The sequence below is a fragment of the Paraflavitalea sp. genome, assembly GCF_059502485.1.
The window spans coordinates 664544-686167 of the sequence record NZ_JCACET010000008.1 but is presented as its reverse complement, the minus strand read 5'-3'; the positions used below and the strand labels follow the sequence as shown (position 1 = coordinate 686167).

Here is a 21624-nt window from a genome sequence, read left to right as displayed (position 1 = left end):
CCTCTAATGGCTCCGTTCGAAATGACAGCGTGGGTGGCGTGAGTTCCTTTGTTTGAATGACAACGCAACTCAGATCAATCACCACTCCACACCAGGATAGGCGCGTTGGAGGTGTTGCATTTCGGCCAGGATGTATCCGAGGTGTTCGGTATGAACGCCTGTCTTGCCGCCCGTTTGCATGTATACTTTTGCTTCGGGCATGGGAAGGGTGGCTTCCTGTAATATTTCCTGTACTTTATTGAGCCAGGGTTGTTGTAGTGCTGCGACCTCTACTCCTATTCCTTCACTCGCTGTCGCTGTTTCGTAATCGGCCGGTATAAAGAATTCACCGGTATAGCTCCATAATTCCTGTAATGCTTTTGCTATGCGTTGATGGCTTTCTTCTGTACCATCGCCTAAACGGATGACCCACTCGCTGCTCCAACGAACATGGTAGGTTACTTCTTTCAGTGACTTTTCTGCAATGGCTGCGAGGGTTTCATCTTTAGAGTGTAACAGTTGTTCATACAGCAAGTGTTGATATGTGCTGAAGAAGAATTGTCGCAGGATCGTTTGTCCCCAGTCGCCGTTGGGTAGTTCTGTGAGCAGGCAGTTTTTAAAGGCTCGCTCGTCGCGCAGGTAGGCGAGGGAGTCTTCGGTGGTGTTGCCACCTTGTAAGGTTGCAGCATATTGATAAAGGCTACGCGCCTGGCCGATGAGGTCCAAAGAGATATTGGTGATGGCGATGTCCTGTTCCAACACAGGGCCGTGGCCGCACCATTCGCTGTTGCGTTGGGAGAGGATCAGCGTGTTGTCGGCTAAATGTAATATGTAGTTAATTAATGTCTGGTTCAAATCAATGTCGTTTTTAAGAGTAGTGCATCCCGCTGAGTGGGACAAGCTCTACGGCGCACAAAACCTTTTGGATACATATTTCTACAAAGCTGTAGCCCCTAAAGGGGCTTAAGGCGACCCACCCTTCAACTGATGACGTTATATTACATATGCTTCAGTTCATCGGGCAGGTCATAGAATGTAGGGTGGCGATACACTTTGTCGTTGGCGGGTTCGTAGAAGGCGCCGGCATCGTCGGGGTTGGAAGCATGGATGTATTTGCTTTCCACTACCCAAATGCTGATGCCTTCTGAACGGCGGGTGTATACGTCTCTTGCATTTTCAATGGCCATCTTTGCGTCAGCGGCTTGCAGGCTGCCGACGTGTTTGTGGTCGAGACCTTGTTTGCTACGGATGAATACTTCCCAGAGTGGCCAATCGGCCGCAGTATCTGCTGATGCGCCGGCTCCGCCTCCTTTTTCTTCGGGGATATCTCCGTAGTAGTATTTTGTTAGTCGTATGTTCATGGTTAACTTATTTATTGGCTTTGTTTAAACCCAACTCTTCTCCTGTTTTTAAATTCTGCTTCATTCCGTTTGCCTTTTAATAATAACTCCAAAGCAGCAAAAACTTGTTGAAAATTCTTATCATACTTCTTTTCCAATTCTTTGATCTTACTTTCCAGGTCTTTATAGTCCAGTGCGTATTGTCGCAATAAGACAAAAGTTCTTATGATCGCAATATTTACGTCAATAGCTCTTTCGCTGTTAAGCACACTGGAGAGCATTGCAACGCCTTGTTCAGTAAAAGCATAGGGTGCATATCTTGAGCCTCCCCAACTTGAGGTCACAAATTGTGACCTCAAGTTCTTAAGTTCGTCCTACGTCAATTCAAACATAAAATCAGCAGGGAAACGTCCTATATTTCTTTTCACCTGCTGCTTGAGTTGCTTTGTTGTTACTTCGTACAGCTCAGCTAAGTGAAAGTCAATCATTACTTTATGGCCTCTTATTTCAAAGATTCTATTCTGAATCAAGGTGATTTTCATACAACAATCATATAGTTTTAGTTAAGGATATTGAATCAGTGATCTTAATCTTGAGGTCACAATTTGTGACCTCAAGTTGGGAGGTCTTGTTTTCTAAGGTCGCAAATTGCGTCCTTAGACATGGTTTATGATTTTTGAGGCTTCAGATGAAACCTCAAGTTTAGGCGGCTTTGTCTTGCTGGCGTGCTTTGCGTTTTTCGGCGTGGGCGGCGGCGGCATCGCGGACCCAGGCGCCATCGTTCCAGGCTTTGCGGCGGGCTTCGAGGCGTTGTTTGTTGCAGGGGCCGTTTCCTTTCACCACATTCCAAAATTCTACCCAATCTATTTCCCCGAAATCATAATGCCCTCTTTCGGCATTCCATTTCAGTTCGGGATCAGGGAGGGTGACGTTGAGTATTTTGGCCTGCTCCACAATCATATCTACAAACTGCTGCCGCAGTTCATCGTTGCTTTTGCGTTTGATCTTCCAGGTCATGCTTTGGTCGCTGTGGGTGGATTCGCCGTCTTTGGGGCCAAACATCATGAGGGAGGGCCACCACCAACGGTTGATGGCGTCCTGGCACATGGCGCGTTGTTCGGGTGATCCTTTTGAAAGGACGAGTAGTATTTCAAATCCCTGGCGCTGGTGAAAGCTTTCTTCTTTGCAAATGCGCACCATTGCCCGGGCGTATGGCCCGTAGGACGTGCGGCATAGCATTACCTGGTTGAGGATGGCGGCGCCATCTACCAACCAGCCAACGGCGCCTATATCAGCCCACGTGAGGGTGGGGTAATTAAAGATGGAGGAGTATTTGGCTTTTCCGCTGTGCAGGTCTTCGATGGTCTGGTTGCGGGTAGTGCCCAACGTTTCGACTGCTGAATATAAGTAAAGTCCATGGCCGGCCTCATCTTGTACTTTGGCCAGCAGGATGGCTTTTCGTTTGAGGCTGGGAGCACGGGAGATCCAGTTGCCCTCGGGCAGCATGCCTACGATCTCGCTGTGTGCGTGCTGGCTGATCTGGCGGACCAGCGTTTTACGATAGGCATCGGGCATCCAATCCTTTGGCTCTATCTTGGTTTCCTGGTCTACTTTGTGTTGAAATATCTTTTCGAGTTCCTGCACAGACATGGCTCGCTTTTTAGTTTATTCCCAAAGATAATTATTATTTGCAGTTGCGCTAACGGTTGTTAGCTTATAGTTTTGTTGTATTTTGCAGCTCTGAAGCAGCAGATTGCATCGCGGAATACTCTGATTTGATGAAGGGTTGCACTGCCCGATGGCCCGAAGTGCACAGATCAGGAGTGTTTCCGAATTGAACGGATTGGTACATTGCACTGATTAAATGGTTAGGACCAGCTATTAGTCAACGATTGAACTGTTCTGTTTGTTAACGATTGCCGACCATGGAGCATCTACAGGATCACGATTTTGCGTATAGGGAGCCTCTGCTACAACAAGTGGCATTGGGTGACCAGCTTGCGTTCCGCGAGTTGTATCACTTATTCCATAAAAGACTCCACTATTTTGCTTTTGCACTGGTAAAGACGAAAGAGGCTGCTGAAGAAATTGTAGAAGATGTTTTTATCCGCCTCTGGAACCAGCGTTCTTCCATCACAGAGATCAATAATCTAAGGATCTACCTGTACATTGCCACCAAGAATACTGCGCTGAATTATTTATCTAAGAAGGCACGTGAGAGTATCATAGAGCCTTTCGATAATATAGATATTGCTTTACAGGAAACGGGGGTGTCGCCAGAGCAGATCATGATCACTGCCGAGACTTACCAAAAAATAAAGCAGGCTGTCGAGGCGCTGCCTCCCCGCTGCAAGATGATCTTCAAGCTCATCCGGGAAGATGGTCTTCGTTATAAAGAGGTATCTGAAATCCTGAATATCTCCATCAATACGATCGATGCGCAAATGGCTATTGCGGTGCAGCGAATAGCTGATGCCGTGCGCCGGGATTTTGAAAAACTCCCCCGACAGAAGTCTTCCGCCCCCAAAAAAGGCTAATCATTTCTAGGAAAGCTGCCATTGTTGCAGTATATTTATTACATGTATAAAGGCCCGTTTTGCACACTTTCTTTTTCGCTTTTCTCTTTTTCCGGGGCTCCCGGACCTACCTCCAAATACGGCCTGAAAAAGTGGTCCGCTTAGCTTTGGTTTAGCTTAAGTCTGGCTTTGGTTTAGTTTTGGTTTAGTTTAAATCCACAGCATCCTGACAGCATCTATACTGTATCCCGCCATGATCTCCTCTGATCTTTTGGTCATTTTTGCTTTTCCCCATCTATTCGCACGGCTTTAATTATGCCATTCTGGCGCCTTCCTTCTTTTTATACCAACTGTTAAAAAAAGTTTAAGGGTGGCTTAGTAGATGGTTTCAAAATGCTTGTCTTATTTATACAAAGCTTGCCATTTAATGCCGCACCAGCGTATTTATGAATTGATTGCCCGTAAACTATCCGGCGAAGCCTCCGAGGCTGAATTGGAGGAGCTTCAGGCCTACCTGCAGGACAACGGCGGCGAGCAATACGTGTATGAAATTCTTTCTTCGTACTGGCAACAGCACCCTGATCAATTCCAGGAGGGCATCAATGACGAAGAGGAAAGTTTCCAGCGCATTCTTCATGCAACTTCTCCTTCCGACTCAATTTCTCCTTTACCGACTGACATTGAACCGCCCCGCAAAGTAGTGTCTTTGCGCCGCTGGCTTTCCATTGCCGCTATCTCTATCGGCGTGGCTGGCAGTGCTTTGGTCATTTACCAGTTTGCCAAGGGGAAGACCAACGATCATCCTGATATGATCGCAGAAAGTAAGCCGCTGAGCGAGGTAGTTGCCAAGGCTGGCAGCCGGTCGAAGCTGATGTTGCCTGACAGCTCTGTTGTTTGGCTGAATGCGGACAGCCGTATTTCTTACCACGACAACTTCAATACTAATAAGCGGGAAGTGAATCTTGAAGGGGAAGCTTTTTTTGATGTGCGGCACGACGCGCAGCGGCCTTTTATCGTACATACTTCGGGTATCGATATAAAAGTGTTGGGTACGGCTTTTAATGTGAAGTCGTATGCCTCTGATGAAACTATTGAAGCTACTTTATTAAGAGGTTCTATTGAAGTGGTGCGCAAAAATGACCCCAATGCGCCCAAGGTTATTCTCCGCCCCCATGAGAAGCTGGTCTTTACTAAGAAGGAATTGTCCAGCAGTGATATTGCTCCCAGCCGGCCAACTGGTTCGACAAGATTACAGGAGCCGACCATTTCTGTGACCATGCTCCCTAAAAACAAGCCAGACAGTATTATCAAGGAGACTTCCTGGCTTTATAACAAGCTGAATTTTTATGGCGACAGTTTTGAAGAGCTCGCCGCCAAGATGGAGCGCTGGTATGATGTGAAGATCACTATCAACAATGAGAAGCTGAAGCGTTATCGCCTCAAGGGGAGTTTCGAAACTGAAACGCTTCGTGAAGCGTTGGAGGCGCTGCGCATCATTACTCCTTTTGAGTATACGATGGAAGGGAGGGAGATTGTGATTAGGTAAGTTCAGAGTCGTGAGTCCAGCGTTCAGAGTGGCGTTTGATTCGGCAATCGGCAGTCGACAATCGGCAATGCGTTTGATTCGATAGCAGATTTCTCACCCTGCGAATTTTACTGACTGCATAGCAGCGTATGGCAGGGTTCGAAATGACAAAGAAACGTGAGCTACGTTTGAAATGAAAAAGTAAGAAATGATTGTATAGCTAAATCTCAAATGCCCTGTTGGAGCGGGGTTGTTTGGGATGGCTTTATAAGATATAAAAATGGGATCCCGTTGGAGCGGAATCCCGTTAAGGCAGTAACAGAATTCCGGAATAGATCTGGTAAATCGGCCGGGGTTCTGATTTGATCACCTTAAAGCGTAAATATATGAAAAAAAGTACGCCTCCCAGGAGGAGGTATGCACTCGCCCCATCGCTCTTTAAACTGCTACTGATTATGAAGTTAACCTTCTTCCTGGTTGTGCTAAGTGTTTGCCAGGTACACGCAAATGTGTACGGTCAAGGCAACATCACGCTGAATCTGCAACAGACTTCTATCGACAAGGTTTTGAATAAGATTGAGAAGACAGGCGGATTCCGGTTTCTGTATAATTATGACCTGAAAGCGCTGAAGCAGAAGGTGAGTGTGGATGTAAAGAATTCGGGTATCAAGGAAACGCTGGATAAGATCCTTTCCAACACGGACCTTACTTACAGGATGTTGGGTAACAACCTGATAGCTATTATTTCTGAAACGCAGGAGAAGCAGGCGATCCGTGTTACCGGTAAGGTGACCGGGCCTAACAATGAACCGCTTTTCGGCGTGTCGGTCACGGTGAAAGGGGCTTCTACCGGTACCTCTACCGACAATTCCGGAGAGTTCAGTATTACGGCTGAAGAAAACGCCACGCTGAAGTTCTCGTATATCGGCTACCTCGATAAGGAGGTACCAGTAAACGGTCAGAACGTGGTAAACGTGGAGCTGGCTCCTTCTGATAAGCAGCTGGACCAGGTGGTTGTGGTGGGTTATGGTAGTCAGCGTAAAAAAGATATCACCGGCGCTGTATCTGTTGTAAAGGCCAGTGATTTTGAAAGCAGGCCTATCGTGAGTGCCGCCGCCGGCTTACAGGGGCAAGCTGCCGGTGTGAATGTGTTTGCTTCTTCGGGCAAACCGGGCTGGGGACTGACGGTAAGTGTGCGGGGTAATACTTCGCTCACTGCCACCAATGACCCGCTCTATGTAGTAGATGGCGTGATCGTTGGCAGTATCGACTTTTTGAACCCGCAGGATATTGAAACTTTCTCGGTTTTGAAGGACGCTTCTTCTGCCGCTATCTATGGCGCCAGCGGCGCCAATGGTGTGGTGCTGATCACTACGAAGAAGGGCACTTCGGGTAAAGCGAAGATCACCGTGAATGCTTATACTGGTTTCTCCAATTTTGCCAATAAAGTGGATGTACTCGACAGGGATCAATACCTCGACCTGATCAAATCCATGGGTTATACTGATCCTAATAACAATAATACTGATTGGCAGGATGTAGCTTTTGGCACTGGTAAGGAACAAAATGTGCAGGTGGCTGTTTCCGGTGGCAATGCCGGTAACCGTTATTATGTATCGGCTGGTTATCAAAAGCAACAGGGTGTTGTTGCTCCAGCTGATTATGATCGTTATTCTGTTCGCGCCAATCTCGAAAACAAGGTGAAGGACTGGCTGACTGTTACTACCAATCTTTCTTACCTGCGTTCTACGTTTGTTGACATCACTGATAATGCCGGTGGCGCGCGTGGTGGTACTATTCTCTCTACGCTCAGCTCACCTCCTACTTTGGGTATTTATAAACCTGATGGCACTTATACTTCGAACGTGAACCAGGGTAGCTGGGAAAACCCCATCGCCATGGCGTTTGGCGCCGATCAGAAGAGTATCGACAACCGTGTGCTGGGTAATATCGCCGCTGACATCAGGCTGATGCCAGGTTTGAATTTCCGTTCGAACTTCGGTATCGAATCGCAAGGCAGCCGCTGGGATAAATTCCAGGACCCTTATATGACGGACTATGGCCGTAGTGTAAAGGGTGTGGCTTATACTTCTTCTACGCAACGTTTTGTGTGGTTGTTTGAAAATACGCTGAACTATACGAAGCAGTTTGGTGATCATAATTTCAGTGCTCTGGTGGGTCATACCATGCAGGAGTCTGATTACAAGTACAGCTATGCTGAGGGTCGTAACTTCCCCGATGCATCGGTTCGTACTTTGAATGCTGCTCAGCTGAGGATCAGCATGCCAACTACTGAATCACAATGGAGCAAACGTTCTTATCTCGCCCGGGTGAACTACTCGTATAAGGATAAGTACTTGCTGACTACCAACGTACGTTATGATGGTTCTTCACGCTTCCCAAGTTCTGAACGCTGGGGTGTGTTCCCATCTGTGGCTGTGGCCTGGCGTATCAGCAATGAGGAGTTCATGGAGAACAATAATCTTTTCTCTGACCTGAAGCTGCGTGTTGGCTGGGGTAAGACTGGTAATGATGCAATTGCTGATTACGCTTCCCGCGCGTTGTTTGTTCCTGATGGCGCTGGTGGTTATACTTTCGACAACCTGCCCAAGGATAAGCTGACATGGGAAAAGACCACGCAAACAAACGTAGGTGTTGATGCGAGCTTCCTGAATAATCGTTTGAATGTAACGATCGATGCTTACCTCAAGAAGACCAATGACCTGCTCGTAGCTGTTCAACCTCCTCCTTCTTCTGGTTTTGGCAGCCAAACTTATAATGTTGGCTCTATCGAGAACAAGGGTCTGGAGTTTACCTTGAATGCTGTTGCTGTAAACAGCCGTGCAGTGAAATGGAATATCAATGGTAATATTTCTTTCAACCGTAATAAGGTAACCAGCCTCGGTGATTTTACGCAGAGTATTCCTTATGGTGGTGTGTATGAGCGTGGCAATGCTATCCGTGTTGAAGCTGGCAAACCGCTGGGTTCTTTCTATGGTTATGTATCTGAAGGTGTAGAGCCTGCGAATGGTATGATCAGATATGCTGATCTCGATAAGAGTGGTGGTCTTTCTGATAGCGATCGAACTTTTATTGGTTATGCCCAGCCTGATTTCATTTATGGTCTTACGAATACTGTGAGCTATAAGAATTTTGAGCTGAATGTATTCATTCAGGGGATTCAGGGTAATGATATCTTCAACGCTTCCCGCATAGAGACTGAGGGTATGTATGATTCCAAAAATCAAAGTACCAGGGTGTTGAATCGTTGGAAAACTGCCGGCCAGGTTACTGATATTCCCCGTGCTACGGGTGGTACTGCAGGCGCTCCTGCCGGTTACTCTAATGATTATAACACGTTTGTTTCTTCACGCTTTGTGGAGGATGGTTCTTACATGCGGTTGAAAGCGGTGACGCTCAGTTACAAGTTTGGCGCTAACCTGTTGCAGAAGTTCGGCATCACGCGTATGAGTGTTTATGCTACTGCGCAGAACCTGTTTACCATCACCAATTACAAGGGCTTCGACCCTGAGGTGAGCCAGAATAGTCCCAACGGACCTGCCATGGGTATCGATTATGGTACTTATCCGCAATCGCGCTCTTTCATTTTTGGTGTAACTGCAGATTTTTAATTAACCTATTAATGTAAGTGTTATGAAACGCTTTTCAATTTATATAGCTGCGGGATTGTTTGGTGTTGCTTCTTTGCAATCCTGTACTAAAGATTTCCTCGAGAAGGAACCTATTTCGAATGCTTTGCCGTCTGAGATCACTGCTGAACCTTTGTTGTCGGGTGCTTATGCCGGTATTTATGATGAGTATTTCACGCTCGACTTCCTCGTAAACGGGGATGTGATGGCGGATAATGCTTATGCCGGTGGTGATAATGCTGCCAACTTCAGTATCGACCGGTATACGGTGAACTCTAATAATGGTAACGTAAAGCGTGACTGGAATTACCTGTTCACGAATATCAAGAATTGTAATATCGTATTGGCTTATGTGCCTGAGATGCAGGACCGCACTTTAACAGAGACGAGGCGGCAAGAAATTTTGGGTGAAGCTGCTTTTTTAAGGGCCTGGTATTATTTCAATGCGATACGGAGCTGGAAGGAACTGCCTATCATTCTCGATGTGCCGGGTACTGTGGATGAAATGTTCCCTTCTAAAAAGTCGACTCAGGAAGTGTATGACCAGATCATTAAGGACCTGGAGTATGCGCTGCCTAAAGTGCGTCAAACTGTTCCCAACAAAACTTTGATCGGTAAAGGCGCTGTTAATGCACTGCTGGCTAAGGTGTATGCTCAGAAACCAAGTCCCGACTGGGCCAAGGTGAATCAATATTGTGATGCAGTGACCGGGCTGGGTTATAACCTGCTTCCGAATTATGCAGACCTGTTCCTCACTGCCACTATCAATAGTGTGGAATCTATCTGGGAAACGCAGTATGATGGCAGTGTTCGTCAGAACTGGCTTACCGGTATGAATACGCCTTTCATGTGGGGTGACTGGAAGAAGTTCAACATTCCTTCTCACACTGTGGTGAAGGCCTGGGATGCCGAGGGTGACCTGGTGAGAAAGAATGCCAGTATTACTTATGTAACGCCTTCCTGGAATGATGATTACTGGCCCAAGCCTACTCCCGTGATCTACAAGTATCGTGACCCAGATGCCAAGAGTCATACTTTCCGTCTGCGTTATGCCGATATCGTGTTGCTGAAGGCTGAAGCGCTGACTGAATTGAATCAACTTGATAATGCTACCGGTGCCCAGTTTTTTGTGAATAAGATACGGGGGCGTGTAGGTTTAGGCAATACTCCTGCCACTACACAGCCGGCTTTGAGACTGGCTGTTGAAAAGGAGCGCCAACTGGAGCTGGCTTTCGAAGGTCATCGTATGTTTGACCTCATCCGTACCGGCCGCGCTGTAGCGGTGATGAATGCGCAGGTTGATGGCAATGGTACTCCGCTGAATTATAATGTAACGGATGCCAAGTTGTATTTCCCGATCTCGCAGGATGAGGTTGATAGGAATCCCAATATTAATAAGTAGAGCGTCGAGCTTTGGGGTTAATAGTCTGGCCGCTTTGAGCGGCCTGACTGGAGTGGATGCCTGATTGTTATTTTATTCATGAAAGGTGGGTTGTGGAAAGGCCCACCTTTCTTTTTAAACCTTGAAGTATGCAATTGCGTGTGTTTCCTTTTTTGGTTTTTCTGTGGCTGACGGGTTGTTCGGGTAAGGATGATGATTCCGGTGGTGGTAATCCTCCTCCCAATCCTCCGTCTGTAGGTAATCCGGATGTTGCTGCCTGGATGACTACCGGGGATCAATCGTCTTTGCTGCAAAAGCAAACGGTGGTGCTTTCCTTTGACACTACAGCCAATGCTTTCCAGAGTATCGACGTTGATAGTACGCAACAGTTCCAAAGTATGGATGGGTTTGGCTATACGCTTACCGGCGGCAGTGCTTATGTGATCAACCGCATGAGCGCTACCGACAAATCCAACCTGCTGAAGGAGTTTTTCAGCAATCAAGAGAATGCTATCGGCGTCAATTATCTGCGCCTGAGTATCGGAGCCTCTGATCTTAGTGCTTCTGTTTTTACTTATGATGATATGCCTGCCGGGCAAACTGATGTGAACCTCGATCAATTTAGTCTCAATCCTGATAAGGCTGATCTCATTCCTTTGCTAAAGGAAATTGTTGCTATCAATCCTGCTATTAAATTTCTTGCTACTCCCTGGAGTCCGCCCGTGTGGATGAAGGATAATGGCAGCTCTATCGGCGGCAGCCTGAAGCCTGAGTATTATAGTGTGTATGCCAAATATTTTGTGAAGTACATACAGCAAATGAAAGCGGAGGGTATTACCATCGATGCGATCACTCCTCAAAATGAGCCGCTGCATCCGGGTAATAATCCCAGCTTATCCATGTCTGCCGCGCAGCAGGCTGACTTCATCAAGAACCACCTGGGGCCCGCTTTTCAGGCTGCCAGCATCGCCACCAAGATCATCGTTTATGATCATAATTGCGACCGGCCTGACTATCCGCTGGCCATCCTTGATGATGCGGCCGCCAAACCGTTTGTCAATGGTTCTGCTTTTCATTTGTATGCAGGTAATATCACTGCTTTAACGCAGGTGCACAATGCGCATCCTGATAAGCATGTTTATTTTACCGAGCAGTATACTGCTTCGAATGGCAGTTTTGATGGTGACCTGAAATGGCATCTAAAGAATGTAATTGTCGGCGCTACGCGCAACTGGAGTAAGAATGCGTTGGAATGGAACCTGGCTAATGATGCTTCTTTTGGTCCGCATACGCAAGGGGGCTGCACCACCTGCAAGGGTGCGCTGACCATCAGTGGTTCTGTTGTGACGCGTAATGTGGCTTATTATATTATTGCTCATGCTTCGAAATTTGTTCCTGCTGGTTCTGTACGCATAGCCAGCGGTATCGCCGGCAATTTGCAGAATGTGGCTTTCCTAACGCCTGCCGGCAAGAAGGTGCTGATCGTGTCAAATGATGGTAATACTGCGGAAACTTTTAATATAAGGTTTAAAGGGAAGTGGGTGACGCATGGGTTGAATGGGGGTGCGGTGGCGACGTATGTGTGGTGAGGTTGATAGGTTAATATGTTGACAGGTTGAAAGGGTGTTTGCCTGGTTGGTTGAGATGTTGATGAGTTGAAATGTTAAAAAGGGGAAAAGACATTTAAGGCATATGGAGTTTGGGAGGGGTTGCATCTAAGGGATGATGCGATTCTTTTTACTTCTTTTGCTGTTAGTGGCCTGCGGAAACCGGCATGATCCGGCTGCTGCAGGCCATTCGGCTTTAGCCGTACAGGCTTCTTCCTCTTCTGCCGACACGCTTATTCACAATACTGCGCGGGTAATTCATGTGTTTGTGGCGCTTTGTGATAATAAGAATCAGGGTATCGTTCCTGTGCCTGCTGCCATCGGGAATGGTCAGGACCCAGCCAATAATTTATATTGGGGTTGTGCGGGTGGCGTGAAGGGATATTTTAAGAAGCATGCCAGCTGGCAATTGATCAGTACTACCAAAAATGTTTCTAACATCATACTGGAGCGATGTGTGTTCAAGCACAAGTCCAGCAATGCTTATATCGTTGCCGATGCTTATGATGGGGCTGCCATCAAATCGTGCACGATCGATTTCTTTCATGCTGCCGCAGGCAGGAATAACCGGCCTTTGCAGGTAAACAATGTAACGCTGGGTATTGGAGGTTCGGCTCAGCTGATCGCTTATACCGGTCATGATGGCCTGATGGATTTCTCGCTGCCGGAATATCCGGCCAAGCTGCACGACTCTAAAAGGGAAACCATTATTCTGGCCTGTATCAGTAAACGCTTTTTCCGTTCGGGTATCGAAAAGGCGGGCGCTTCTCCGCTGATCTGGAGCACCGGGTTGATGAGCCCGGAGGCTTACACACTGGAAGCCAGTATTGCCGGATGGCTGGTCAATGAATCGCCTGCTCAAATAAGGCAGCGAGCGGCCGTAGCTTACGACCGCTATCAACATTGTGGTGTGAAGGCTGCTTCGAGATTATTAGTAGCAGGGTGGTAGAGCCAGAGGCTCTGCAATAGCCTCACTCGCCAGAGGCGAGCGAGTGAATCAACTGCTTTTACGAGCCAGCATTACTGCTCCACCGACCAGCGCTATTACTCCGGCGCCCATCATAATGTAAGCTGATGTAGTATTGCCTTCGTCTTTGGCGCTCAATTCCAGGTCTCCGATCTTGACCTCGGCTTTATTTTTATCTAATTTCTGGTAGCCAAAGTAACCGAGGAGGATGCCTCCGATTAATAGTATAACACCGATTATGCGCATGTGATTGTTTTTCTCTTGCTATGCAAATCACGTACCTCGCGGAAGTAGACGAGCAAAGCCAGAGGCTTTGAAATACCCGTCACCAGCCAGAGGCTGGCGACTGATTTCTAAGCAGGTTCAGGTTTAGCAGTTAGGCGTTTGTAGTTGATCAGCAGGATGGCGCATAGGATGCAGCCTACTCCCAACCATTGCAGGGGGCTTACTTTTTCGGGCAGGAATGTTACGGCCATCAGTATGGATACCGGTATTTCAATGGAAATCAAGACGGAGCCCATGCCCAATCCTGTAACCGGCAATCCTTTGTTGAGGAAAAGGGGTGGTATGATCGTACCAAATACGCCGAGCAATAATCCCCAGGTCCAGAAGATGGAAAAGTTGAATGATGTATCAAAGGCCCGGACGTTGACCAATGCCAGGGCAGTTGTTGCACCGATGAGCATGCAAAGGCTTTTTCCCGTGTCGTCGATGCCTGGTGCTGTTACTTCGGATGTGTACAAGGCAATCGTGTACACTACGGCTGAGGCCAAACCCCATAAGACGCCTCGTATATCCAGTTGATCTAATTGAGTGATGGCATTAGTGGCCAACACTGTGCCTGCAATGGCTACTATCACAGCTGCGCCATGAAGCAGGGAAGGCATCTTTCGCTGGCGGATGGACTCTGCTATTACGCCCATCCAAACTGTTTGCATCAACAATACCACAGCAATGGATGCCGGAATATACTGTAGCGCAAGGTAATAAAAGTAACCGGTGAGGCCGAAGGTCGTGCCGCCTGCCATCAACCACAATGCCGGCCTGCCCAGGGAAACGGGATTTCTTTTGTTTTTCATTTTGCTGATCAGCGCGGCTACTATGAAGTACAATAACCCGATTGCGTATTGGGCCATTGTTACTTCTACTAACTTATATCCTCCATCATATGCCAGCTTGACAAAGGTGGCCAGCACGCCATAGCTCACTGCTCCTCCCAGTACATACAGGACAGCCTTTGTGGATTGGTTTTTCATGTCTTTTATTATATATAGATAAAGGAGCGGGCAAAAACGTGACAACTTTCACAGGAAATTTAAACGAGACCTGACAGTTTTTTGCTTTGCGCTGGCCAGGCGAAACCTTTCAGGTCTTTTAATAGGTGTTACGATACTGGTGGTCGATCCTGCCGGGTGGTTGTTTGAGGGGTATTTGTAATCCGTCGGTTTGCTCCAGCCACTGGAACAGTTCTTTTTTGAGTTGTTGTCCCGTTTTGCGCAGGCTTGTATCGCGGATCAGGTTGTTCATTTCATAAGGGTCTTTTTGCAGGTCGTATAGTTCGTTGATATCCCACACGCCGTGGTTGTAAATGTATTTGTACTGATTGGTACGGATGGCAAAGATGGTGGGTGTTTGCGGGAAGGATGCTTCGTAATAGTATTCGTAGAATACTCTATCACGCCAGGGTATGTTCTTTCCGCGTAGCAGGTCGCCAAATGAATTGCCTTGCATATTGGCAGGCTTGGCAATGCCCGCCATCTCCAGGAAGGTGGGTGCTATATCGATGTTCATGATGATCTGCTGCAGGGTCGTGCCTGCTTTTACCAGTCCCGGCGCCCAACATAATAAGGGTACACGCATGGACTCTTCATATGCATGGCGCTTGTCTATCAGGCCATGTTCTCCGAAGGAAAAGCCATTATCACCCATGTAAACGACCATCGTATTTTGTTCCAGTCCCTGTTCTTTTACCCAATTCAATACACGTTGTATGCTTTCATCAACACCCAGTAATGTTTCGAGGTAGTTGCGGTAGAAGTCGTTGAACTTTATATCGCCGTGGTACATGTAATCGACGCCATGCCAGCTATATCGCTGTCTGCGTACCCACTGGGGTATATCCTTGTAGTTGACCGTGGTGGCCGGTGCTGTTACTTCTCCGTATATTTTGCTGCTGTCAGTAGCAGTGAGGTACATGGAAGGCGGGCATACGATCGGGAGGTTGGCATATTTCCCTTCATGTCGTTTGGCCGGTTTGAACTCTGCATGTACACCTTTGTGGGAGAGGTATACAAAGAATGGTTTTTGTTTGTTGCGTTTGTTCAGCCAGTCGATGGCGTTGTCGGTAAGCAGGTCGGTGGTGTAACTGCCGGCGGGTTGTTTTATGCGTTGTCCATTGATGTTGAAGGTGGGGTCATAGTAAACGCCTTGTCCCTGAAAGCTGACCCAATGATCGAAACCCGGCTGCGGCCGGTCGTCGGTGTTGCCCATATGCCACTTGCCGAGGAAGGCTGTTTGGTAACCGTTCTTTTGCAGGTGTTGCGGAAAGAAGGTAAGGTTAGCTGGCAGGGGCGCATCGTTGTCGACGACGGTATGTGTATGTGCGTATTGGCCTGTTAATATAGATGCGCGGCTTGGAGAGCAAAGGGCGGTCGATACAAATGCATTGGCGAGGTGGGCTCCTTCTTTGGCCATGCGGTCCATGCCGGGCGTTTGGAGTCCTTTTATTTTATTCATGAAGCCCATGGCATCATAGCGGTGATCATCGGCGAGGATGAAGATGATGTTCATGGGTTTGGGGCGGGTTGTTTGGGCGTGGGTGGCTTGTAAGCCCAAATGCAAAATAAGAAATGCAGACAGCCATTTATATTTCATAGTACGCTGGTTTGAGTGATTGGGCTAAAGCCCAGATAAGATTTTGATCTTTAACCCCGGCCCTAAAGGACCGGGCAATTCCCATTGCTTCGATAACTGACTTCTCACAGTGCTGCATTTGAAATGACAGTATTGTATAAGACAAGTTAGCAAAAAAGGGTGAGCCGCCTTTGGAAGGCGACCCACCCTTTGTAGTGAACAATACCCTGCCCGTTTATTTCAGGGTAAATGTTGCTTGTTTTACTTCCTGTGAGCTGGTGCCGACAAACACGCGGAAGTCGCCGGGCTCTGACACCCATTTAAGGTCTTTATTAAAGAATTTCAGGTCTTCTACTGTGAGGGTAAAGCTCACTTCGCGGCTTTCTCCTTTTTTGAGTGTTACTTTCTCAAAGCGGCGCAGTTGTTTTACCGGACGTGTAATGCTGCCCACCATGTCGCGGATGTACAGTTGTACGGTTTCTTCTCCATCGTAGTTGCCTGTATTCGAAATGTTAACTGTCACTTGCAGTTTATCAGTAGCAGCGATGGATGTTTTGCTCAGTTTGATATCGCCATAGCTAAAGGTGGTATAGCTTAAGCCATGTCCGAATGGATACAGCGGCGTATTGGGTACGTCGAGGTATTTGGAGGTGTACTTCTGGTTTTCGTCGAAAGGACGGCCTGTATTTTTAGCATTGTAGTAGATAGGTACTTGTCCTACGTTGCGGGGGAAGGTCATCGTGATCTTCCCTGATGGGTTGGCTTCTCCAAACAAGACTTCTGTGATGGCGTTGCCGGCTTGTGTGCCTCCAAACCAGGTTTCGAGTATGGCGTCCATGTTCTGGTCTTCCCAGGAAAGGGTAAGGGGACGGCCATTCATCAATACCAGTACGATGGGCTTTCCGGTTTTCTTCAATGCTTTCAGCAGTTCTACCTGGTTATCGAGCAGGCCGATCATGCTGCGGCTGGCTGCTTCTCCGGTCATGCCGAATGCTTCTCCCAATACGGCTACTACTACATCTGATTGCTGTGCTGTTTGTACTGCTTCTGCGATCAGCTGCTCAGGTGTTTTTTCATCGGGTGTGATCTGTCCATCATGATCGTTCAATCTTTTGCGCAGGGTAGGATCATCTATGAGGTTACATCCTTTGGCGTATAAGAATTTACCAGCGCCGAACTTTTGTTCTACTGCCGCCCAGATGCTTACTGCTTTTTTCCAATCGCCCGCTCCGCTCCAGTTGCCGATCAGGTTGCGCTGATCTTTTACGAGGGGGCCAATGAATGCAATCTTCTTAGCAGCATTGAGGGGAAGTGCCTGGTTGGCATTTTTCAGCAGCACTATGCTTTTGATAGCGGCCTGCTTGCTGAGTAATATTTTTTCATCGTTCATGATCGCTGTCTTATTACGTGCTTCATTTACGTAACGGTAGGGGTCATCGAACAATCCCAATTTGTATTTTGCTTCCAGCACCCGGCGGCAGGCAGCATCTACTTGCGCTATTGTTACTTTTCCTGTTTTTACCAGTTCAACGCCGTGTTTCAGGAATATCTCTCCCACCATGTCCATATCTACTCCTGCATTCAAAGACAGTTCGCCTACTTTTTTTGCGTCGCCCATACCATGTGCCATCATTTCGTTGATGGCGGTATAGTCGGTAACGATCATGCCTTTAAAGCCCCACTGTTTGCGGAGCAGGTCGGTGAGCAGCCATTTATTGGCGGTGGCCGGTATGCCGTCAATTTCATTGAAAGAAGTCATCACCGTGGCTGCGCCCGCATCTAATGCTGCTTTGTAAGGAGGCAGGTATTCGTTGAACATCCTGATGCGGCTCATGTCGACTGTGTTGTAGTCTCTCCCCCCTTCTGCTGCTCCGTAGAGGGCAAAGTGTTTTAAGCAGGCGAGCACCGTGTTGTCGGTTCCCATATCGGTTTGCTGGTATCCTTTCACCATTGCTTTCGCCATTTGTGAACCCAGCCAGGGATCTTCACCAGCACCTTCACTTACGCGGCCCCAGCGTGGATCGCGGGCAATATCTACCATTGGGGAGAACACCCAGTTTAGCCCATCGGCTGAAGCTTCGTCGGCAGCAGCGCGGGCGGTGCGTTGTACCAGTGCCGTATCCCAGGTAGCTGCAAGGCCCAATGGGATGGGAAATATCGTGCGGTGGCCATGTATTACATCGTATCCAAAGAGCAGGGGTATTTTCAGGCGCGTTTCATTGACTGCTATGTCCTGCAGCTTACGTACAGCTACCGGTGTATAAGTATTGAACACTCCTCCTACCAATCCTTTCTTAATTTTTTCTTCCACTCCCTGGCTTAGTATAGGGCCTGTAACATCGAAGCCAACGGATGGCAGGTTGAGTTGTCCTATCTTTTCTTCGAGTGTCATTTTTTGCATGAGGATGGTGATGTATTGGTTCATCTTCACCTCTTTGGCCAACTGCGCGTTGGTGTACAAGCTTGCTACCAGCGCTGCAATGGTTAACATTTTCCTGATCATATAGCGTTTTTTATTTCTTTAGGTATGGCTGTATTGCTTTTTGCCAGATGGCGTATCCTTTGGCATTCATATGTAACCGGTCGTTGCCGTACAGGCTTTCATCTGATATTCCGTTCTGCATCATCAACGGGTATATATCTATATACTCTGCTTTTGATTGTTTGGCGAGGTAGTCCTTAATGAGCTGATTGGCTTGTATCAACTTTTCGCGGAATTTCTCGCGGCTCGGGCTGGGCTTCATGGCTACAAATGCTACCGGCACTTTCGGCATCTTTTTACGGATGAGGGTAAACAATTCTTCAAATCGTTCGAAGACAACCTGTGCGGTAGTAACATCGGAAGCGATGTCATTTTCGCCGCAATAGATCACGATCTGTTTTGGGTTATAGGGAAAGATGATGTCTTCGGCATATTTCGTTACGTCGGGCAATGTAGAGCCGCCGAATCCGCGGTTGAGGATCGTATATCCCGGGAAGTCGGCCTGTACATTGGGCCAGAGCCTGAAGGAGGAACTACCGACAAACAGGATAGGGTTCTTTGGCGGCGCCTGCACGCTATCTTTCTTTTTAAATGCTTTTATTTCGCCTGCGAGGCCATCCTGGGCTTGCAGCTGAAAGGCAACTACCAGGCATGCTAAGAGGGTAAAGAATCGTTTTACTGTTTGCATTTTTGTTATTCGACTTTTGTGATGTGTGTTTTTTCTGAAACGCCGTTTTCGTTGACGGTTTCTATGCAAAAATAATAGGGCCGGGTTTTATCCATGCCTTTAAAATAATATTCATTGGCATTGTGTACCATGATGCTGTTGTACCACTTACCTGGTTCGGTGCCGAAGTAAATGTTGTATGCATAGGCATTGTCTACCGGCGACCATTTTATCCAGGCGCTTCTTTTGTCTTTTTCGGTGCGCAACACAAAGAAGTTTTTCACCGTATCGGGCATATTGCCATTGCCGTTGCCAAATACTCTTAACCCGCTGATTGCAAACTTACCCGCCGGCACATGTATATTCTCCAGCTTAATATATCTTGTTTGCACAGCTTGCGGCAGCTCAATATAATCGTGGGGCACATCTTTTTTATTGTTGCTTTTATCGACCAGTACCTGCCATTTTTTTCCATCTACTGAATGGTAGATCTTGTATTGATGGTACAGGCCGATCGTTTTACCCAGGAACACTGTGTCTATTGCCGGGGGGAATGTAACGTCTTGATCAGCGTAATTAATTTGTATTGCTTTTACTGTGCTTACATTGCCCAAATCTGTTTGTATCCATTCGCCTTTGTTGGGTGTAGCTGCGCTCCAGTATGTTTTGATGTTTTCGTCTACCGCATAGTTAGCGTAATAGCTGCCCAACGTGGATGATACCGTGACTGGCTTGTTATAGTTGAGTAGCATCCAGTTGGGAAACATGCCAGCTACCCGGTTCTGGTAGTAAGGTAATGCAAAAACGCGCCCCTCGGGAAGGAATTGCGGGTAATCGCCGAAGGCGGTATTGCACCACATCACGCCGTCCTCGTCGAAGCCTGTCGGCCATATGCCGAGCCTTCTTTCAAAGTTGTTCTTGACAGATATGGCGATGGTCGATACATGCCACCAATTCATATATCCATCCTGGAAGGTACTGCCGTGGCCTGCGCCCCGGGCAAAGCCTCCGGGTTTGTAGCTAAATGGATCGGGCTGTGGGGTGAAGGGTCCCAATGGATGTTCGCCGACTACTACTCCATCGGCATAGCCGCTGAATTCCGTGCCCGGCGCTCCGTACTGTAGATAATATTTTCCGTTGTGTTTCGTCATCCAGGCTCCTTCTATGAAGGGGTCAAGGAAGGTGTTGTCGAGGTATTCTCCGAAGCGCTGCCAACCATAGCGCCAATCTTCGAGGAGGTACATTTCTTTGCGTGTGCCGATCGGCTGGAGGGTTTTCCTGTTGAGCTCTATGCCGTATAAGGGATATTTGTTGCTGCTGCCATTGTACATGTACAATTTTCCGTCGTCATCGAGGAAGATATCAGGATCCCAGCCGCCGATTGCAAAGGAGTCTACGGCTTCTTTCCATTGGTTGGCTTTGGGGTCGGTGCTCATCCAGATAGGGAAGTTGCTGGAATAGGTGGAACCGAATACGAGCATCGTATCGCCCACGACGCATACTGCCGGGGCGCACAGGTCGTCGTATACTTTATGCCAGGGCTTGAGGAATTTGCGGGATACAAAGTTCCAGTTGCTGAGGTCGCTGCTCCACCAGTAGCCCCACTGGTTGGTAGAGAAAAGATAATAGTCCCCTTTATAGGTTACGATCACGGGGTCGGCTGTGGCGCGGTGCCTGCCCCACTCGCTGAAGTTGGGTATGGGTGTGTAGCCGTAGTCGATGTTGATCGGGTTGCAGTAGGTGCGTGGTGTAGTTTGTGCGTGAGCTATACTACAGATCACAATCGCTATGCATAGAAACCAATATCTTTTCATCTGTCTATTTTAATGCTTCATCTTTTTCTTTTTCGAGGAAGTTGGAGGTTTCCTGCAAGCCTTCTGTTGTTGCTTCGAGTAATGCTTCATCGGGCACCATCGTCAATGGAACAGTGCTGGATTGTGATGGTTCGTTGTAGGGAATGTTCGAGCTCCTGTTGTAACAAGAGATCAATGACCAACGGGGTTTATCGGACAGGTTGGCTTCGGAACGGTGTAGCAGGTTACTGTGGAAGAACAGGGCATCGCCGGGTTGTATTTCTACGTATACCAGCTCCATTGTTTTCAGTGCCAGGTCTACATAATGTTGTGAAGCACCTACCTGTTCGCCCGCAAAACCATGTTCGATGCGTCCCATATGGTGTGAGCCTTTTATAACCTGCAAGCATCCGTTCTGCTTGTTGGCTTCTGTGATGGCGATCATTACCGACATCATCTGTCCGGGATACAGAAATTCGTTCTTGTACCAATAGCCGTAGTCCTGGTGCCATTCCCAGGCGCCGCCTACTTTCGGCTCTTTTTGCATGAGCTTGGAATGAAAATGGCAGACGGCTGCATCGCCCTCCATCAGTTTATCTACCGATTCTACCATTCGCCTGCTTTTGGTCAGCAATCCATATGCATCATTACCGGGTGTGTACCACAGGGTGAGTTTTGTTTTTTTACCTGTTTGATCGTTGAGGTCGAATGCGTGTTTTTTAACGGCTTCGTCTCCTGTCGCAATTCCGTAGAGTTTATCTACTTCTGCTGTTGTTAAAAAGTTTTGTACGATGACATACCCGTCTTTGTTGTAGGCGGCTATTTGTGCCGGTGTTAGTTCAAAGTGTGTCATGGCAATCGTTT

16 protein-coding genes and 1 pseudogene are annotated in these 21624 nt (G+C 47.7%); 6 read left to right on the top strand and 11 right to left on the bottom strand.

Annotated features, from left to right (window positions below):
- Positions 1-78 precede the first annotated feature (78 nt).
- The 4 genes and pseudogenes from paaC to paaA form a co-directional block, all read right to left on the bottom strand.
- A complete protein-coding gene (gene paaC / locus AC5JBY_RS05575) occupies positions 79-834 on the bottom strand; it encodes a 1,2-phenylacetyl-CoA epoxidase subunit PaaC (RefSeq protein WP_495903571.1) in 756 nt (251 codons plus the stop codon).
- A gap of 143 nt (positions 835-977) precedes the next feature.
- Complete coding sequence (gene paaB / locus AC5JBY_RS05570) at positions 978-1340, bottom strand: 1,2-phenylacetyl-CoA epoxidase subunit PaaB (protein WP_495903570.1); 363 nt, start codon at positions 1338-1340, stop codon at positions 978-980.
- Positions 1341-1351: 11 nt separating this feature from the next.
- A pseudogene (locus AC5JBY_RS05565) lies at positions 1352-1861 on the bottom strand (ORF6N domain-containing protein).
- A gap of 160 nt (positions 1862-2021) precedes the next feature.
- Positions 2022-2969, bottom strand: a complete 948-nt coding sequence (gene paaA, locus AC5JBY_RS05560; protein ID WP_495903569.1) for a 1,2-phenylacetyl-CoA epoxidase subunit PaaA — start codon at positions 2967-2969, stop codon at positions 2022-2024.
- Between the two features lie 275 nt (positions 2970-3244).
- Here paaA and AC5JBY_RS05555 point away from each other — a divergent pair, with 275 nt between their 5' ends.
- The 6 genes from AC5JBY_RS05555 to AC5JBY_RS05530 all read left to right on the top strand — a co-directional run bounded on the left by AC5JBY_RS05555 (position 3245) and on the right by AC5JBY_RS05530 (position 12947).
- On the top strand, positions 3245-3856 hold the full coding sequence (locus AC5JBY_RS05555) for an RNA polymerase sigma-70 factor (protein WP_495903568.1): 612 nt from the start codon (positions 3245-3247) through the stop codon (positions 3854-3856).
- Positions 3857-4262: 406 nt separating this feature from the next.
- Positions 4263-5381, top strand: coding sequence for a FecR family protein (locus AC5JBY_RS05550; RefSeq protein WP_495903567.1), 1119 nt, complete (start codon positions 4263-4265; stop codon positions 5379-5381).
- A gap of 434 nt (positions 5382-5815) precedes the next feature.
- A complete protein-coding gene (locus AC5JBY_RS05545; protein ID WP_495903566.1) occupies positions 5816-8992 on the top strand; it encodes a TonB-dependent receptor in 3177 nt (1058 codons plus the stop codon).
- Positions 8993-9014: 22 nt separating this feature from the next.
- Positions 9015-10412, top strand: coding sequence for a RagB/SusD family nutrient uptake outer membrane protein (locus AC5JBY_RS05540; protein WP_495903565.1), 1398 nt, complete (start codon positions 9015-9017; stop codon positions 10410-10412).
- 128 nt (positions 10413-10540) lie between these two features.
- Positions 10541-11980: a glycoside hydrolase family 30 protein gene (locus AC5JBY_RS05535; RefSeq protein ID WP_495903564.1), complete on the top strand. Its 1440-nt coding sequence runs from the start codon at positions 10541-10543 to the stop codon at positions 11978-11980.
- A gap of 133 nt (positions 11981-12113) precedes the next feature.
- Positions 12114-12947 (top strand): hypothetical protein, encoded by an 834-nt coding sequence (locus AC5JBY_RS05530; protein ID WP_495903563.1) that lies wholly within the window; start codon positions 12114-12116, stop codon positions 12945-12947.
- Positions 12948-12995: 48 nt separating this feature from the next.
- Here AC5JBY_RS05530 and AC5JBY_RS05525 read toward each other — a convergent pair whose 3' ends face one another.
- The 7 genes from AC5JBY_RS05525 to AC5JBY_RS05495 all read right to left on the bottom strand — a co-directional run bounded on the left by AC5JBY_RS05525 (position 12996) and on the right by AC5JBY_RS05495 (position 21613).
- Positions 12996-13211 (bottom strand): hypothetical protein, encoded by a 216-nt coding sequence (locus tag AC5JBY_RS05525; RefSeq protein WP_495903562.1) that lies wholly within the window; start codon positions 13209-13211, stop codon positions 12996-12998.
- Between the two features lie 107 nt (positions 13212-13318).
- The gene (locus AC5JBY_RS05520) at positions 13319-14221 is read right to left on the bottom strand and encodes an EamA family transporter (RefSeq protein WP_495903561.1); all 903 of its coding nucleotides are present in this window, start codon (positions 14219-14221) and stop codon (positions 13319-13321) included.
- A 118-nt stretch (positions 14222-14339) separates the two neighbouring features.
- On the bottom strand, positions 14340-15839 hold the full coding sequence (locus tag AC5JBY_RS05515; protein ID WP_495903560.1) for a sulfatase family protein: 1500 nt from the start codon (positions 15837-15839) through the stop codon (positions 14340-14342).
- 214 nt (positions 15840-16053) lie between these two features.
- The gene (bglX, locus tag AC5JBY_RS05510) at positions 16054-18321 is read right to left on the bottom strand and encodes a beta-glucosidase BglX (RefSeq protein WP_495903559.1); all 2268 of its coding nucleotides are present in this window, start codon (positions 18319-18321) and stop codon (positions 16054-16056) included.
- 10 nt (positions 18322-18331) lie between these two features.
- Entirely contained in the window at positions 18332-18988 is a 657-nt protein-coding gene (locus AC5JBY_RS05505) for a GDSL-type esterase/lipase family protein (RefSeq protein ID WP_495903558.1), read from the bottom strand.
- A 5-nt stretch (positions 18989-18993) separates the two neighbouring features.
- Positions 18994-20781: a family 43 glycosylhydrolase gene (locus AC5JBY_RS05500; RefSeq protein WP_495903557.1), complete on the bottom strand. Its 1788-nt coding sequence runs from the start codon at positions 20779-20781 to the stop codon at positions 18994-18996.
- A 4-nt stretch (positions 20782-20785) separates the two neighbouring features.
- Positions 20786-21613: a phytanoyl-CoA dioxygenase family protein gene (locus tag AC5JBY_RS05495; RefSeq protein WP_495903556.1), complete on the bottom strand. Its 828-nt coding sequence runs from the start codon at positions 21611-21613 to the stop codon at positions 20786-20788.
- Positions 21614-21624: the final 11 nt, after the last annotated feature.

Coding starts and splice junctions, on each gene's coding strand:
- AC5JBY_RS05500 (WP_495903557.1), bottom strand. CDS start 20,781: ATGAAAAGATATTGGTTTCTATGCATAGCGATTGTGATCTGTAGTATA.
- bglX (WP_495903559.1), bottom strand. CDS start 18,321: ATGATCAGGAAAATGTTAACCATTGCAGCGCTGGTAGCAAGCTTGTAC.
- AC5JBY_RS05540 (WP_495903565.1), top strand. CDS start 9,015: ATGAAACGCTTTTCAATTTATATAGCTGCGGGATTGTTTGGTGTTGCT.
- AC5JBY_RS05520 (WP_495903561.1), bottom strand. CDS start 14,221: ATGAAAAACCAATCCACAAAGGCTGTCCTGTATGTACTGGGAGGAGCA.
- AC5JBY_RS05530 (WP_495903563.1), top strand. CDS start 12,114: ATGATGCGATTCTTTTTACTTCTTTTGCTGTTAGTGGCCTGCGGAAAC.
- AC5JBY_RS05505 (WP_495903558.1), bottom strand. CDS start 18,988: ATGCAAACAGTAAAACGATTCTTTACCCTCTTAGCATGCCTGGTAGTT.
- AC5JBY_RS05555 (WP_495903568.1), top strand. CDS start 3,245: ATGGAGCATCTACAGGATCACGATTTTGCGTATAGGGAGCCTCTGCTA.
- paaA (WP_495903569.1), bottom strand. CDS start 2,969: ATGTCTGTGCAGGAACTCGAAAAGATATTTCAACACAAAGTAGACCAG.
- AC5JBY_RS05495 (WP_495903556.1), bottom strand. CDS start 21,613: ATGACACACTTTGAACTAACACCGGCACAAATAGCCGCCTACAACAAA.
- AC5JBY_RS05515 (WP_495903560.1), bottom strand. CDS start 15,839: ATGAAATATAAATGGCTGTCTGCATTTCTTATTTTGCATTTGGGCTTA.
- AC5JBY_RS05525 (WP_495903562.1), bottom strand. CDS start 13,211: ATGCGCATAATCGGTGTTATACTATTAATCGGAGGCATCCTCCTCGGT.
- AC5JBY_RS05545 (WP_495903566.1), top strand. CDS start 5,816: ATGAAGTTAACCTTCTTCCTGGTTGTGCTAAGTGTTTGCCAGGTACAC.
- paaB (WP_495903570.1), bottom strand. CDS start 1,340: ATGAACATACGACTAACAAAATACTACTACGGAGATATCCCCGAAGAA.
- AC5JBY_RS05535 (WP_495903564.1), top strand. CDS start 10,541: ATGCAATTGCGTGTGTTTCCTTTTTTGGTTTTTCTGTGGCTGACGGGT.
- AC5JBY_RS05550 (WP_495903567.1), top strand. CDS start 4,263: ATGCCGCACCAGCGTATTTATGAATTGATTGCCCGTAAACTATCCGGC.